Annotated in this window: 10 protein-coding genes; 7 read left to right on the top strand and 3 right to left on the bottom strand. The window is 64.7% G+C overall.

What is annotated here, in order from left to right:
• Positions 1 to 2 precede the first annotated feature (2 nt).
• From EDC39_RS00390 to EDC39_RS00380, 3 genes are all read right to left on the bottom strand, one after another.
• A complete protein-coding gene (locus EDC39_RS00390; RefSeq protein WP_148894121.1) occupies positions 3 to 854 on the bottom strand; it encodes an HDOD domain-containing protein in 852 nt (283 codons plus the stop codon).
• Positions 855 to 857: 3 nt separating this feature from the next.
• The gene (locus EDC39_RS00385) at positions 858 to 2,804 is read right to left on the bottom strand and encodes a GspE/PulE family protein (RefSeq protein WP_148894120.1); all 1,947 of its coding nucleotides are present in this window, start codon (positions 2,802 to 2,804) and stop codon (positions 858 to 860) included.
• 191 nt (positions 2,805 to 2,995) lie between these two features.
• The gene (locus EDC39_RS00380; protein WP_148894119.1) at positions 2,996 to 5,536 is read right to left on the bottom strand and encodes a bifunctional aconitate hydratase 2/2-methylisocitrate dehydratase; all 2,541 of its coding nucleotides are present in this window, start codon (positions 5,534 to 5,536) and stop codon (positions 2,996 to 2,998) included.
• Between the two features lie 281 nt (positions 5,537 to 5,817).
• Between EDC39_RS00380 and EDC39_RS00375 the strand changes: the two genes are divergently transcribed.
• The 7 genes from EDC39_RS00375 (at position 5,818) to hisS (ending at position 16,280) form a co-directional block, all read left to right on the top strand.
• Positions 5,818 to 6,072 (top strand): hypothetical protein, encoded by a 255-nt coding sequence (locus EDC39_RS00375; RefSeq protein WP_148894118.1) that lies wholly within the window; start codon positions 5,818 to 5,820, stop codon positions 6,070 to 6,072.
• A gap of 89 nt (positions 6,073 to 6,161) precedes the next feature.
• Positions 6,162 to 7,283 (top strand): carbohydrate-binding protein, encoded by a 1,122-nt coding sequence (locus tag EDC39_RS00370; RefSeq protein WP_148894117.1) that lies wholly within the window; start codon positions 6,162 to 6,164, stop codon positions 7,281 to 7,283.
• Positions 7,284 to 7,290: 7 nt separating this feature from the next.
• Positions 7,291 to 9,636, top strand: a complete 2,346-nt coding sequence (locus tag EDC39_RS00365; RefSeq protein ID WP_187426565.1) for a DNA internalization-related competence protein ComEC/Rec2 — start codon at positions 7,291 to 7,293, stop codon at positions 9,634 to 9,636.
• 52 nt (positions 9,637 to 9,688) lie between these two features.
• A complete protein-coding gene (locus EDC39_RS00360; protein ID WP_148894115.1) occupies positions 9,689 to 11,059 on the top strand; it encodes a GGDEF domain-containing response regulator in 1,371 nt (456 codons plus the stop codon).
• Positions 11,034 to 13,538: a tetratricopeptide repeat protein gene (locus EDC39_RS00355; RefSeq protein ID WP_187426564.1), complete on the top strand. Its 2,505-nt coding sequence runs from the start codon at positions 11,034 to 11,036 to the stop codon at positions 13,536 to 13,538. Before EDC39_RS00360 ends, EDC39_RS00355 begins: the two co-directional genes overlap by 26 nt.
• Positions 13,531 to 15,021: an adenylate/guanylate cyclase domain-containing protein gene (locus tag EDC39_RS00350; RefSeq protein WP_148894113.1), complete on the top strand. Its 1,491-nt coding sequence runs from the start codon at positions 13,531 to 13,533 to the stop codon at positions 15,019 to 15,021. Before EDC39_RS00355 ends, EDC39_RS00350 begins: the two co-directional genes overlap by 8 nt.
• Before the next feature lie 20 nt (positions 15,022 to 15,041).
• Positions 15,042 to 16,280, top strand: coding sequence for a histidine--tRNA ligase (gene hisS, locus EDC39_RS00345; RefSeq protein ID WP_222862823.1), 1,239 nt, complete (start codon positions 15,042 to 15,044; stop codon positions 16,278 to 16,280).
• Positions 16,281 to 16,313 lie beyond the last annotated feature (33 nt).

Genomic DNA, 16,313 nt, shown 5'->3' with positions numbered 1-16,313 from the left:
GATCAGTCGACGGCCGACGGCTGCTTGGGGAAGAACTTGTCTTCAAGGGCGATTTCGAGTTGTGCCAGAGTGGTTTCCTTGATGCCGAGCAACTGTGCCTCACGGGTGGTGGCCAGAATCAGCTCCGGCTCATGCCGCAGGGAAATACCCAGCTTGCGGCAGGCCTGATTGGCCAGCATCACCAGGCTGAGCAGGGGGGAATCGATAGGCGGCTCGTCGTGATGATGATAGCGAACGATATCGGCGTATTCCTCGGGCAACCCCCAGTGCTGCATCAGCCGATATCCCTGCTCCACGTGCAGGGTCACCAGCACCTCCATGACCAGGGCCTCTGAGAGGCTGACCTGCGGATTGGCACGCCTGACATCCTCGAGCACCTTGAGCAAAAAGAGCTGTCCGATATCGTGCATCAGGCCGCCAAGAAAGGCTTCCTGCATCAGATTCTGGTAACCGGCATGCCGAGCCAGCCAGAAGGCGCCGAGAGCCGTCCCCAGAGCGTGTTTCCAGAGCCGCTCCATCAGAATCTGCAATCCCTTGATTTTGCTGCGGTAGAGACCGCGTTGGGTTATCTGGACCGTCAGCCGCAAAACTTCCTTGGCCCCCAGTCGCACCATGGCGTCCTGGATGGTCACGACCTTTTTCAAACCACTGTAAAAGCTCGAATTGGCCTCTTTGAGCACCTCGCTGACCAGGGCCTGATCACGGCTGATCAGGGCGGCGCATTTTGCCAGGTCGAAATCGTCCTTTTGCAGGGCGCGCTGCAGCTCCAGGGCCGTACGGTTGAAAACCGGCAGTTTCAGATCCTTGGCTTCGAGAGCCTGCTGCACCATGGCAAGAAGGGACTGATCGCTCATCGTTCACTCTCCCAGCATGCGGTACAGCTCCGGCAGGCTGCGCGGCCGGCCCAGCCTGGGCAAATGCCTCAACACATCCTGAACCGACACCTGGCCGCGCGCCGCCTTGACCAGGCCGTCCTCGAACAGGGTGACCAGACCGCTGGTCTCGACACTGATGCGGCGGATCTCGTATGAGGTCTTGCGCCGCAGAATGGCATCCTTGACCTGCTCATTGAGGATCAACAGCTCGAAGATCCCCACCCTGCCGCGGTGGCCGGTGAAGCGGCAGCGCGGACAACCACGCCCGGCCATGAACCGGGCGCCGGCCAGATCGGCCGGCTTATAGCCGAGGCGGCGCAATTCGACCGGGGTGAGCTGTTGCGGTTCGGCGCAGTCGGAACAGACCTTGCGCAAAAGACGCTGGGCCAGAACGCACACCACCGTTGAAGAGATGAGAAAAGCCTCTATCTCCATGTTCATCAGGCGCAACAGACCGCCGATACTGTCCTCGGTGTGAAAAGTCGTCAGAACCTTGTGTCCGGTCAGAGCCGCCTGGATGGCGGTTTCAGCCGAAAAGTGATCCCGGATCTCCCCGAGAACGATGACATCCGGATCCTGACGCACGATGTGGCGCAGAGTCTCCTCGAAGGTCACGCCGATCTTCGGATTGATGGAGCACTGGGAAATACCTTCGACAATGTACTCCACCGGATCCTCGGCGGTGACAATGCTTGTCTCAATGGTGTTCAGGTAATTGACACAGCCATACAGGGTCGTGGTCTTGCCCGACCCCGTCGGCCCGGTGACGATCAGTACGCCGCTTGGCAAATCGAGGGCATCGAAGCGGAAGCGCTCCAGCACCTTCGGCGCCATGCCGATATCCTTCAGTTCGAGCAGTTCCCCCTTCTGGTTGAGCAGCCGCAGCACCACCTTTTCCCCGTAAATGGTCACATAGAAGGAGACCCGCAGATCAAGGGTCGAACCGGTGGTCGGACTTTCGTAGAGGATGCGTCCACCCTGGTGCCGCCGCTTTTCGGCGATATCCGCCTTGGCCAAGACCTTCAGACGACTGACGATGGGGGCGGCGAGATCGAGACTGAACGTCTGGTATTGCAGCAGAACCCCGTCGCAGCGGAAGCGAATCCGCAACCGGTCCTTCATCGGTTCGATGTGGATGTCGCTGGCATTGTGGGCTACGGCATCGTCGAGGAGCTTGTTGATCAGGCCGACGATGGTACGTTCATCGCAGGCAACCTTCGAAGCCGAGCGCACGCGCTGGTAACGCTCGACCCACTCGTCGATGGCCCGCGCCGGGGCGATTCCGACCCGAATATTGCTGCCGAAGAACTCCCGGGCCGCCCGCAGATCCACTTCGTCGGAAGGATCGGCGAAGGCGATGAGAACCGCCCCCTCTTCCTGTTTGACCGGAACGAACTTGTGACGTTGATAATAGTTGACGGGAGCCTTGGAGAAGAGCGTCCGGTCAAGCTGCTCCGCGTCAAGGTCCACCGCCGGGATGCCCATCTGGTAGGCCAAAACCTCGATGAAGCGGTGTTCCTCGATCAGATGGTCCTCGACCAGGATTTCGCCCAGTTTTTTGCTGTTTTTCAGCTCCCGCTGTCGGGCCAGGGCCGTCTGCAGGTCCTGCGGCCGCAGATATCCGAGTTCCACCAGCAAGTCGCCGACCCGCATGCCGACCCGGTCCTGCTGCATCGCCTGTCGCAGCTGACTCTCCTTCAGGAATTCAAGATCATAGAGGACCTGCAACAGGGTCTTCGGAGTCGCCAGCTTTTCCTGCACCCGGCGGGCATACTGCAGCTGCCCGGGGGTGAGAAGCCCGTGCTTGATCAGAAAAGAGGCCAGGATATCGGCACTCGACGGTAAAGGACTGACTTGCAGATCCTTGCCATCCTGTTCCGATCGGGTCTGCCTGGCCGGCTTTCTCTCTTTCGTTGCGGTATCGGCCATGATCCTCCCATCCGGATACTGGTTCTGCCCTACCTATCGACCATCCACATCCGGAACTTTACCCTTTTCCTTTCAGTTTCAGCTGGTTGTGGCTCCGGCAGCCGTTTTTTCCCGGGGACCAGGATTCCGGGCACAAAAAAAGGCCGCCCCGAAAGGCGGCCCAGAATTGCTCACAAATCAGCAGGCTCAAATCAGGCGGACTTGCCGTAACCCTCCATCTCGTCGAACTGCAGGTAACGGTAGATCTGGTCGGCCTTGGGCGCCACCTTCTCGTTGTAGACGGCGAAGTATTCCTCGGGGGTCGGCAGCTTGCCCATGGTGCTGACCACCGCTCCCAGCTCGGCGCTGCCGAGATAGACCTGGGCGCCGTCGCCCATGCGGTCGTCGAAGTTGCGGGTCGAGGTCGAAAAGACCGTCGAGCCGTCCGGCACCCGGGCCTGGTTGCCCATGCAGAGGGAGCAGCCGGCGATCTCGATGCGGGCGCCGACGGCGCTGAAGACGGAGAAGTAAGCTTCTTCCTTCAGCTTTTCCTGGTCCATGCGGGTCGGCGGGCAGATCCAGGTGCGGACATTCGGATTGAACTTCTGACCGCGCCAGATCTCGCCGGCGGCACGGAAATGCCCGATGTTGGTCATGCAGGAGCCGAGAAAGACGTCCTGCACCGGGGTGCCGGCCACCTCGGAAAGGAGCCGCACGTCATCGGGATCGTTGGGGCAGGCAAGGATCGGTTCCTTGATATCGGCCAGGTCGATTTCGATGACCGCGGCGTACTCGGCGTTACTGTCGGCCTTGAGCAGCTTCGGCTCCTTGAGCCATTCCTTGACCGCCTCAATCCGCTTGCGCAGGGTATCGGCGTGCCGGTAGCCTTCTTCGATCATCTTCTCCATCAGGGCGATGTTGGAGCGCAGGTAGGTGCAGACGCTCTCCTCGGAAAGCTGGATGCAGCCGGCGGCGGCACTGCGCTCGGCGGCGGCATCGGTCAGCTCGAAGGCCTGCTCGACGGTCAGGTTGGGCAGCCCCTCCATCTCGAGAATGCGGCCGTTGAAGACGTTGATCTTGTTCTTCTTCGGCACGGTCAGCAGCCCCTGCTTGATGGCATAGTAGGGGATGGCGTTGACCACGTCACGCAGGGTGATGCCGGGGTTGAGCTCGCCCTTGAACCGAACCAGCACCGACTCGGGCATGTCGAGCGGCATGAAGCCGAGAGCGCCGGCGAAAGCCACCAGACCGGAGCCGGCGGGAAAGCTGATGCCGATGGGGAAACGGGTGTGCGAGTCGCCGCCGGTGCCGACGGTGTCGGGGACCAGCAGCCGGTTCAGCCAGCTGTGGATGACGCCGTCGCCGGGACGCAAGGCGACACCTTCACGCTCGGCGATGAACTGCGGCAGGGTCTGGTGCATCTTCACGTCGGCCGGCTTCGGATAGGCGGCGGTGTGACAGAAGGACTGCATGAACATCGGTGACTGGAACTTCAGGCAGGCCAGCTCCTTCAGCTCGTCGGCGGTCATCGGGCCGGTGGTGTCCTGGGAGCCGACGGTGGTCATCTTCGGCTCGCAGGCGGTTCCGGGCAGAACCCCCTCGACGCCGCAGGCACGGCCGACCATCTTCTGAGCCAGCGAATAGCCCTGACCCGGCTTCGGCGTCGGGTTGTCCGGCTTGGCGAAGATATCGGCCTCGCCCATGCCCAGGGCCTCGCGGGCCTGGTTGGTAATGCTGCGGCCGATGATCAGCGGGATGCGGCCGCCGGCCCGGTACTCGTCACGCAAGGTGTTTGGCTTGATTTCGAAGGTGGAGATCACCTCGCCGGCCTCGTTGGTCACCTCACCTTTGACGGTATTGATGGTGATGACATCGCCCATGTTCATCTTGGTGACATCCATCCGCAGCGGCAGGGCGCCGGAATCCTGGGCGGTGTTGAAGAAGATCGGGGCGATGACGCCGCCGATGATGACGCCGCCACGCCGCTTGTTCGGCACATGCGGAATGTCCTCGCCGATGTGCCAGAGCACGCTGTTGCAGGCCGACTTGCGGCTGGAGCCGGTGCCGACCACGTCGCCGACAAAGGCGACCTGGTGCCCTTCGGCGCGCCACTTGGCGATCTGCTCGATACCGCCGGGGAAGCGGGTCTTGCCCATGGCCAGGGCATGCAGCGGAATGTCGGGACGGCTCCAGGCGTCACCGGCGGGAGAGAAATCGTCGGTGTTGATTTCGCCTTCGACCTTGAACACCTTGACGGTGATGGTTTCGGGAATCTCGGGACGACTGGTGAACCACTCGGCGTTGGCCCAGCTTTCCACCACCTTCTTGGCGGCGGCGTTGCTCTTGGCCAGCTCGATGATCTGGCCGGCGGCGTCGTAGACATAGGTCAGCCCGGACAGGGCGCAGGCGGCCGCGTCCGCCAGTTCGGCGTCTCCGAGGGTGTCGATGAGCGGCTGCACGTTGTAGCCGCCGATCATGGTGCCGAGAATTTCAACCGCCTTGTTCCGGTCGATCAGCGGCGAACTCTTGCTCCCCTTCAGAATCGCATCGAGGAACTCGGCCTTGACCCTGGCGGCGGGATCGACACCGGGCGAAATGCGCTCGGTGAACAGATGCAGCAGGAACTCTTCCTTGCCCGCCGGCGGATTCTGCAGCAGTTCGCAAAGCTGTGTCGTCTGCTCGGGATTGAGCGGCAGGGCCGGAATGCCCTGGGCTTTTCTCTCTTCTTCATGGCGCAGATAGGCTTCGATCATCTCTCTCCTCCAGATTGCCGGGTCAAAACGGGAGGTCGCAAGCGACCTCCCTTCCCCTCATTTTCTTCTTGTATCATCGAAAGTTGGCTGGGCCCGGGCAAACCCCGAGCGTTGCATACTGTATACGATCACCCCCATCCTGTCAATTTCAATTCCCCCCGGACCGAGCCGCCCGCCCGCTGTCGAGTGACTTATTCTGACATACAGCAAAGGCAGACTGAAATCGATCCCGGATCTCGCCGATGCCCTTCGTCGTCAACTCGTCGTCAAGGAGTGATGCCATGTTCGAACTGATGCTGCTCGCCTGCCTACTCATCATCGGCTTCAGTCCCCTGTTGCCGGAAGCTCCCGACCGGCACTCATCGGCCGGCCGCCGCAACCGGCGTTTCGTCCCCCATCCGCCGCGTCGTCATGGCGAAACCTGCCACCGCCGCCGCGTCGGCATCCGCCTCGCGACGCACACTCGCTGCGGGGCGATGGCGACGAGACCCGCCCGCAGCGCGAAAGTCTTACCATCGGGCCGGCAGTTGTGGTAGACATTGTTTGTGAAACGCCATGAGGGACAATCCCCATGACGGGGTTCCCGGATCGTCGACAACCCAACGTCCCGCAAGGAGACCGGATCGTGTTGCGTCTGTCCCTGCTTTTGCTGTGCCTTCTCCTCGCGTCCGGCCAGGCCCTGGCCGCCCCCCCCACCCAGCGCGACTGGCTGATCAACCTGGTCGACGGCCTCGGCTGGAGCTTCGGACTGCCGGACAATCCGCAGGACGCCGACTACCTGGCCGTCGTCGACGGCGGGCGCCGGCTGCACATCGAGGCCGAAGAAGCCATCCAGCCCGAGGATCTGGTCGCGGTCAAGAACTACCGGATCTACGGCGACTTCAGCGGCGAGGGCTGGGTCAGCGGCATCGCCAGGCCGACCACCGCCCACCTGAGATTTCTCCTTCCCATCGGCGGCCGCTACGAGATCCGGGCCCGCCTGCGGCTGCCGGGACACCGGTTCACCATCGGCGGCCAGGAGTTCACCGCCGACGGCGGCACCGGCTTCACCACCGTCGTGGTGGCGCAAACCGAACTGGTCGCCGGCGAAAACGAGATCGCCGTCACCCTGCCGGCCAACGGCTCCCTCGATTACCTCGAGCTGCAGGCGCCGGCCTACCCGCCCATTGCGCCCCCAGGCGGCTGGCGGCCGGACAGGCCGCTGCGAAAAGCCGACCTGGCGGCAACCGTCATCAAGGCCCTCCAGCTCGAAAACTGTCTGCCGCAGGCCGGCGAAACGGTACGCATCGAGGCGGAAACCGCGAGCGACACCGGCGATGCCGAAATCACCCGGATCACCCATCTCGGCCATCCGAGCGGCGGCGCCTGGCTCCGGGCCCGGGCCGGCGTGACGCGCGTCGTCCTCGACTTCACCCCGCCGGCACCCGGCGTCTACCGGCTGGCGTTGCGCGGCACCGGCAAAGGCACCGTCCGTGCCGAACTCGACGGCCGTTACCTGACCGACTTTGACTTTCCTCCCTACCTGCAGGCCCGAACCTGGGCCAGCCTGTATCTCGCCGGCGGCAAGCACCGCCTCGAAATCACCCTGCCGCCGCGCGGCGGCATCGACGCCCTGCTTCTCACCCCCCTGTCGGACCGGGACGAGGACTATCTCCGGCTGAGCGGCCTGCAAACGGCCGATCCGCCGGAACCGGCGGATCTCGACCGCACCCTCGAACTGCTCAACAGCTTCATGCTTCCACGCTGAATCCGCCGTGTTTCCGGCCCTGTTCCTGACGGCCCTGGTCACCGGCCTGCTGCTCGGAACAGTCGTTCCCGACAGTGGCGTCTGGCTTTTCGCCGCCGGACTGACGGCCACCGCCGGACTGTTGCCCGTCACACGGAAAGGGCAGCCTCTGCTGGTCGTTGCCCTGGTCCTGCTCGGCATCGGTCTCTACCAGCATGCCGGCCATCCCCCACCCGGAGCCGAGGGGCTGCTCGCGCTGACCGACGGCAAGAGGCACCGGCTGTCGGGCACCGTCATCCAGGCCCGAAAGGACGAATATGGACGGTCGCGGCTGAACCTGGGCGATCTGCAGCTGCACGACAAGGGGACCATCCGCGCGCTTGCGGGCAACCTGCGATTGACCGTCGACCGGACCAAAGACAGTTGGCTGCCCGGCGAGCGGGTGCAGTTCAGCGCCAGGTTGCGGCGGCCGGCCCGCTTCGGCAACCCGGGTGAATTCGACTATCCGCGGCACCTGGCGGCGCAAGGCGTCTTTGCAACCGCCTACCTGCCTAACGAGCGCGGCCTGGCCCGCCTCGCTCCCAAGGGCGGACCATCCCCTCGCCTGCGTCTGGCCCGGCTGCGACAACAGCTGTCCGACTGGATCGACAGCCGGCTGCCGCCGGTCAGGGCCAGTCTGCTCAAAGCACTGGTTCTCGGCAACCGCGACGCCTTTCCGGAACGGCTGCGGCAACGGGTCGCCGGAGCCGGCCTGGCCCACCTGCTGGCCATCTCCGGCCTGCACCTCGGCCTGCTCGGCTGGTTTCTCTACCGGCTCGGACTTTTCGCCTGGCGGCGCAGCGAACGCCTGTTGCTCTGGCAGCCTCCCGGCCGCATGCTGCCCCTGCTGTTGACCCCGCCGCTCGCTCTCTACACCCTGGTCACCGGGCAGGCCCTGTCGACCCTGCGCGCACTGCTGGTCTGGACCTTCGCCGCACTGCTGCTGGCGTTCGGCGAACGGCGGCGACCGACGGACGTTCTGCTGCTCGCCCTGCTGCTGATGCTGCTCGTTCAGCCCCTCGCCCTGTGGGAACCGGGACTGCAGCTGTCGGCGGCCGGAGCCGCCGGCATTCTCCTCTTTCTGCCGGCGTGGCACGCCAGGCTTTCCGGATTCTTCTCCCGGATGCGCAGGCTGCTCGACCTTCCCCTGGCCACGGCCGCCGCCTCCCTGGCGACCTTTCCCCTGGTCGGCCTGCACTTCCATCAGATCGTTCCGGCCGGGCTGGTCACCAATCTCTTCGCCGTGCCCCTGATCGGTTTCGCCGCCCTTCCCCTCGGCCTGGCCGCCGTGCTGGGGCACATTCTCCATCTGCCCGGCAGTGGATACCTGCTGGATCTCGCCGGTCTGCTGGCCGAAAAGACCCTCTGGCTGAGCGAGACGATCGCCACCTGGCCACCTCTGCGCGCCCGGGACTGGTTTCCGGATCCGTTCCAGCTGCTGGCCTCCGCCGTCCTCATCGTCGCCCTGCCGGCCCTGAGCAGGGGGCGAACGAAACCCTTTGTCGCCGCGGCCGCGCTGGCCGTCGTGCTGCTGGCCTGGCCGCGCCTGGCAACCGACCGGCCGCTGCGGCTGACCGCCTTCGCCGTCGGCCAGGGAGAATCGCTGCTGGTAGAGATGCCCGGCGGCAACAGCTACCTGATCGACGGCGGGGGACTGCGCAAATCCCGGTTCGACATCGGCCAGAGGCTGGTCGCCCCGGCGCTGGGCCGTCTCGGCGTCCACCGGCTGACCGGCGTCATCCTGACCCATCCCCATCCCGACCACTACCTCGGCCTGGCCGCCATTCTGCGACACATCCCTGTCGACAGCTTCTATTCGGCGCTCTCCGCCGACGAGCTGCCGGAAGAGATCCGCGCCGCCATCCGTCAGGAAACACGACAACGGCAACTGGCACCCGGCTGGCACCTGCTGGAGCAGAATGCCGACATGGAACTGCGCATCTGGGTGCCGCCGCAATCGGCACCCTCGGTCAACGACCGGTCGCTGGCCGTCTACCTGCGCGCCGGAAACAGCGGCGCCCTGCTCACCGGCGACCTCGAAGCCACGGGCGTCACCCGGCTTCTCGACAGCCTGCCCGACAAGCCGGTGACCCTGCTCAAACTGCCGCACCACGGCAGCCGGCATTCGGCGACAGACCGCCTGCTCGAGCGGTTGCGACCGCGCCTCGCCCTGGTTTCGGTCGGGCGCGACAACCCCTACCACCTTCCCGCCCCGACCGTTGTCGCCAGCTGCCGGAAACTGGGGGTTACGCTGCTGCGCACCGACCGTGACGGCTGCATCCGGCTGACGGCGACCGGCGACGGCTGGCGACGCGACACCGGGCTTTTCAATTGACATAAATCCCCGATTTCGCTAACTTTGATTCTTCCTGACAGGAGGGAGCAGAATGCCTGCGCCGATTGTTCTGGTGGCTGACGACGAACTTTTCTTCCGCCGCCTCTTTTCCGACATCCTGGGCGAAGAAGGCTGCCAGGTCGAAACCGTCGACTCCGGCCAAGCCGCTATCGACCGCATCCGCCAAGGCGGCGTCGACCTCGTGCTCAGCGACCTGGTCATGCCCGGTGTCGACGGTCTCGAGGTCCTGCGGCAGGCCCGCGAGATGGACAATCCTCCCGACGTGGTTCTGGTCACCGGCAACGCCACCCTCGAAACCGCGGTCCAGGCCCTGAAGAACGGCGCCCGCGACTATCTGATCAAGCCCTGCAATCCCGAAGAACTGAAACACCTGGTCCATACCTGCCTCGAACAGCGACGACTGCTGAACGAGAACAGCCTGCTCAAAAGCCAGCTGCAACTCTTTCGCAAGGGGCAGGACCTGGCCAGCCAGATCGAACTCGACCGGCTTCTCGTCCGGGCCACCGCCATCCTGGTCCGGGAGATCGGCGCCGCCAGGGGATTCGCCTTTCTCGCCGGCAAACTGAACGTCGAAAAGATCCTGACGACCGAAGGGATGGAGGACTACCACGCCCGCTTTCTGGCCACCCGGCTGCTGGCCCGCATCCGGCAGGCAACGGGGCTGACCCGACTCGACCGGCCGTTCGGAACCGACAGCGAAAACCTGCCGCCCGACTGTCGGCAGGCCCTGTTCTTTCCGCTCGTCAGCCAGAAGGAATGCAAGGGCGGGCTGGTGCTGATCAACGCCGTAAGCAGCGATTTTCCCGAACCTCTGCCGGAAAAGAACCTGCAGTTTCTCGCCGAACAGACCAATCTCGGCTTCGACAACGCCTTTCGCTACCAGGGGGCGCGGGAGCTGATCTACACCGACGACCTGACCGGGCTGTACAACCAGCGTTATCTCGACATCGCCCTCGACCAGGAGATCCGCCGCGCCGAGCGCTACGGCCTCGAGTTTTCCGTCATCTTTATCGACATCGACCATTTCAAGAAGGTCAACGACACCCACGGCCACCTCTCCGGCAGCCGCGCCCTGAAGGAGGTGGCCCAGCTGTTGCGCAAGAGCATCCGCGAAGTCGACATCCCCTTCCGCTACGGCGGCGACGAGTTCACCGCCCTGCTGGTCGAAACCGGACAAAAGGGAGCGGCGGTCGTCGCCGAACGTATCCGGCGGACCATCGAACAGCACGTCTTCCTCAGGGAGCTGGAGCAGGATTTCCGCCTGACGGCGAGCATCGGCTATGCCACCTATCCGACCGACGCCGATACCAAGCGCCAGATCCTGCAGCTGGCCGACAACGCCATGTACCTCGGCAAGAAGGAGCGCAACATCACCCGTGGCGTCGAACACCTCGATCTCTGAAACGATGGCCATGGTTTCGTTGCGGATCGTCATCCCGCTCCTGCTGTCGATTCTCCTGGCCGCCGGCCCCGTTTTCGCCGCATCCCCGGAAGACAGCCTGCAGAACCTGGCGATCGAACGTTACCGGCAGGCCCTCAACGTCGACTCCGACAACAGCATGCTGCACTACTACCTCGGCGTCGCCCTGCTCAACCGCGGGCTCAACGGCGAGGCGGTGGAGGAACTGCGCCGCGCCTACCGGGACCTTGCCGATTCGGTCGAAGCCAACTACAACCTGGCCCTGGCCCTGAGCCGCACCGGCGACGTCGACAGCGCCCAGATCTATCTCAACCGGGCCGAGGAACTGGGCGCCGCCGGGCAGCCTGAGCTCTACCCGCTGGCCAGCCTCGCGTTCAATCTGGCCCTTGTCTGCCTCGACCGTGACGATCTCGCCGAAGCGGAAAAGCTGCTGCGAAAGGTCCTCGCCCTGGGCGGACCGCAGATCGAGGCCAGGCGGCTGCTGGGAGACATCTACCTGCGCCAGGGACGGGACCGGCTGGCCGAACAGCAATGGCAGCAGGTGCTCGCGGCCCGCCCCGACGACGAAACCGCCCGCGATTACCTGTTCACCATCCGCTTCAACCGGGGGCTCGCAGCCCTCAACGAAAAGAAACCCGTCGAAGCCGAAACGGCCTTTCGCCTGGCCCTCGCAACCGATTCCCAGTCATCCCTGGCCCGCTATTATCTGGGATACCTGGCCTATCAGCGGCAGGACTGGGAACAGGCGCTGTCCCTGTTGCGCGACGCCGCTCCCGAACTGCCGGGATCGGCCCGCGAAAGCCTGAACGCCATGGTCTACAACTGCGCCGCCACTCTCCTCGAGCAGGGCAAACCGCTGGCAGCCCGGCCGGCGGTCGAACTGCTGGCGGATTCGAAAACCACGGCGGTACAGGCGCATTTTCTGGCCGGCAACATCCACCTCGCCCTGAAGGAATACAGCGAAGCCCGCCGGGAGTTCCAGCTGGTACTGGAGCAACAGCCGGGCAACCCGGAAGCCATCCTCAACCTGGTCAAGGCTGACCAGGGAGCCGCCGAGACCCTGTACCAGGCGGGACGTCGACTCTACCGGCAGGGGGACTACCGGGCGGCCATCGACCAGCTGCAGGCGGCTCTGGCCATCAATCCCAATCACACCATGGCGCGCAGCTATCTCGAGCAAAGCCGTGAGGATCTTGAGCAGAAATTCCGAAAGCTTCTCGCCGAAAGCCGCGACGCCATGTCCGGAGGAGATCCACAAACCGCCCTCGAACGGACGCGGCAGGCTCTCGGGCTGCGACCCGACGATCCGGTCGCCCGCGAACTCGAGCGGGCGGCGGTCGCCGCCCTCGGCCGGCAGATCGAAAACCTGCTGACCGACGCCCAGACCCTGCTGTCAGCGGGAAGCGACAGGGAAGCAGAAGCCCTCTTCCGGCAGGTGCTGGCCCTCGACCCCGACCGCGAGGAAGCCCGGGCGGGTCTGCAACAGATCAGTCACGAACGTCTCGAGCGGGTCAAACGCTACCTGGCCGACGGCGACAAGGCCCTGGAAGCCGGGCACCTGGCCGGCGCACGGGAAGCCTTCCGGGCGGCCCTCGCCCTCGATCCGACCAGCGAAGAAGCCCGCAGGGGACTGGACCGAACGGAGGCCATGGTCGCCTCACTGGTCGGGGAAGAGCTGCAATGGGCACGCCGGGCCCGACAGACAGGCCACCTGGCCCAGGCCAGAGAACACTACCAGAAGGCCCTGACCCTGAGCGACCGGGCCGACATCCGCGAGGAACTGAGCGAATTCGAAGCCCAGAGCGACCACCGCATCCGGGAGCTGCTGACCGCCGGAGACCGGGCCATGGAGGCGCAAAAATTCGCCCATGCCAGGAGCATTCTCGCCCGGGCCGAAGCGATCGCCCCGGAGCACCCGGAGGTACGCCGGCAACGGGCGGTGCTGGAAGTCCGGGTCCGGGAAAGAGTCGACGCCCTGCTGCAGCAGGCAGCGGCCCTGCAGCAGAAGCAGGACCATGCCGGCGCCCTGGCCGCCTATCGCCGGGTGCTCGACCTGGAGCCGGACAGCGCAACGGCGCTCGCCGGCCTGCGCCGGGAGCGGGCCGACCTGAAGAAGCAGCTCGCCGGCCTGCTGACAGCGGGCGAGAAAGCCATCGGCCGGGGCGATTATCAGGAAGCGGAGGCAAGGCTTCGCCAGGCGCTCGCCCTCGACCCCTACAGCACGGCGACCAAGGAAAAACTTAAACGGCTGCGCGAGCTGCGGCGGACGGGACTGACTCCCAAGGACGTCCCCAGGCTCTATCTCGAGGGGATCGACCTCTACACCCGAGGGCACTACGAAGAAGCGGTACGGACCTGGCGGCAGGTTCTCAATCTCGACCCCGATCACGAAAAGGCGCGGATGAACATCGAAAAGGCCCGGCGCAAGCTGAGCCAGATCGAGAGCTTCAGGCATGACTGAACCCGGACTCTTTTCCAGCCTGCGATTTCGCTTTGCCCTGCTGCTGGCCGTCTTCAGCGGCCTGCTGATGACGATCGTCATGCTGATGCTGGAGCACAACTTCCGCCAGTCGCTCTACCGGGAGAACATCGACAAGGGCCTCGGCATCGCCCGCGCCATCGCCTTCAACGCCGAGGATCCGCTGCTGACCGGCGATGACCTCTACCTCTTCTCGGCGGTGCGCAACACCCGCAAGGCTCCCGGCATCCGCTACGCCCGCATCGTCGGCCGGGACGGCACCATCCGGGCGGCGGACGACCTGTCCCTGGTCGGCAACAGGCCGGATACCGGCTTCCGCGGCAAACTGCTGACCAAAACCGCCGACTACCAGGTCGCGAAAATCGACAAAATGCCGGAGCCGCTGCTCGAACTGCGGGTGCCGATCTACTCGGTCGCCGATCCTCCCATCTATCTCGGCAGCATCCATCTCGGTCTTTCCGAGGCGCCGATCCAGCGGGAAATTCTTGCCATGCGCTACCGGCTGGCCGGTCTGGCCCTGGCCGCCCTGCTTTTGGGGAGCATCGCCGCCTACCTGCTGGCCGGCGTTTCCGTACGGCCGGTCCTGGCCCTGGTCGAGGCGGTCAAGCAGATCGGCCGCGGCAACCTCGACCAGCATATCGACATCAGGCGACGGGACGAAATCGGCATCCTGACCTCGGCCTTCAACGAAATGGCGGCCAGCCTGCGGGAAAAGGAATTCATCAAGAACACCTTCGAACGCTACATGAGCAAGCCGCTGACCGACATCATACTCGAACACAGGGACGCCATCGAACTGGGCGGCGAGGAAAAGGTGGTCAGCGTCCTCTTCGCCGACATCCGCCGCTTCACACCGCTGGCGGAAAAGCTGCCGCCGGCCCGGATCCTCGAGTTGCTGAACGCCTATTTCTCCACCATGATCGATGTCATCGCCGCCAACGGAGGCATGGTCGACAAGCTGATGGGCGATTCGGTCATGGCCCTGTTCGGAGCGCCGGTCTCTCTCGGCGACGACCCCCTGCGCGCCGTGCAGTGCGCCCTCGACATGCAGCGGGCCATCGTCGACTTCAACATCGAACAGAAAAGGAAAGGACTGCCGCCGCTGGAGGTGGGCATCGGCATCAATACCGGGCCGGTGATCGCCGGCAATATCGGCTCTTCGAGCCGCATGGAGTACACGGTCATCGGTGACACCGTCAATGTCGCCGCCCGCCTGCAGGGTCTGGCCGGCCCGGGAGAGATCCTGATCTCGGAACAGACCTGGCGCCAGGTCGAGCAGGCGGTCGAGGCCGAAGCGATGCCCCCGATCCAGCTTAAGGGGAAGGAAAAACCCGTCTCCCTCTACCGGGTCACCGGGCTTCGCCTGGTGGTCGAAAGTCTTGACAACGCGACCGGCTGGAAGGATGATAGCCGCCCGCTGCCGGAATCGCGGCACAACGATCGCAGACAAGGAGCCGATTCGTGAGCATTGCAGGCGTCAAGGGCATGAACGACATCCTGCCGGCGGAAACGCCCCTCTGGCAGGAGCTGGAGGCGACGGCCCGGCGGGTCTTCTCTTTCTACGGTTTCCGGGAGATCCGCACCCCCATCGTCGAAAAGACCGAACTCTTCTGCCGCTCCATCGGCGAGACGACCGACATCGTCGAAAAGGAGATGTACACCTTCGAGGACCGCAACGGCCAATCCCTGACCCTGCGGCCGGAAGGGACGGCACCGGTCATGCGGTCCTACATCCAGCACCGCATGCACGCCGTGGACCAGGTGGCCAAGCTCTTCTACTGCGGCCCCATGTTCCGCTACGAACGACCGCAGAAAGGGCGTTACCGCCAGTTCCACCAGATCGGCGCCGAGGTCATCGGCATCGACGATCCGAAGATCGACGCCCAGGTGCTGGCCATGCTGCTGCACTATTTCGACAGCATCGGGCTGCTCGACGTCGAGCTGCAGATCAACTCCCTCGGCTGCCCGCAGTGCCGCCCGGACTACCGCGACAACCTGATCCGCTTCATCGAGCAGCGCCTCGACCAGCTGTGTGACGACTGCCGCCGCCGCTACGTCACCAATCCCCTGCGGGTTCTCGATTGCAAGGTCCCGGGTTGCCTGGCGGCGACGGCGGAAGCGTCCTCGGTGCTCGACCATCTCTGCTCCGACTGCGAGGAGCACTTCCGGCAGGTCAGGCTGCACCTGGAAAGCCTGCGGCTGCCGTTCAGCGTCAACCCCCGCATGGTGCGCGGCCTCGACTACTACACCAAGACCACCTTCGAACTGGTCACCCGCCACCTCGGCGCCCAGAGCGCCGTCGCCGCCGGCGGCCGCTACGACGGCCTCATTCGGCAGCTGGGCGGACCCGACCTGCCCGGCATCGGCTTCGCCATGGGAGTAGAGCGCCTCGCCCTGCTCAAGGGAACGGACGGCCTGAAGCCGGAAGGACCGGAGATTTTCATCGCCGCTCTGGGCGAGGACGCGGCCAGGGAAGCCTTTCGCCTCATGTCCCTGCTGCAGCGCAACGGCATCCGGGCCGAAATGGACTATCGCTGCGGCAGCCTCAAGTCGCAGCTCAGGCGGGCCGACAAGCTGCAGGCCCGGCGGGTGCTGATTCTGGGCGAAGACGAACTGGGCCGGGGCAGCGCGCCGTTGCGCGACATGAACGACGGCAGCCAGCGCGACATCCGGCTCGACCCGAAAGGGCTGAATCTTCTGAACGAATTGAAGAGCAACGCTTGACGCTGCGCTGCGGCCGTTCCTATAATTTCCTGT

Origin of the sequence: Geothermobacter ehrlichii, assembly GCF_008124615.1 — a bacterium.
GTDB lineage: Bacteria > Desulfobacterota > Desulfuromonadia > Desulfuromonadales > Geothermobacteraceae > Geothermobacter > Geothermobacter ehrlichii.
This window is presented reverse-complemented; position numbering and strand designations above follow the sequence as displayed.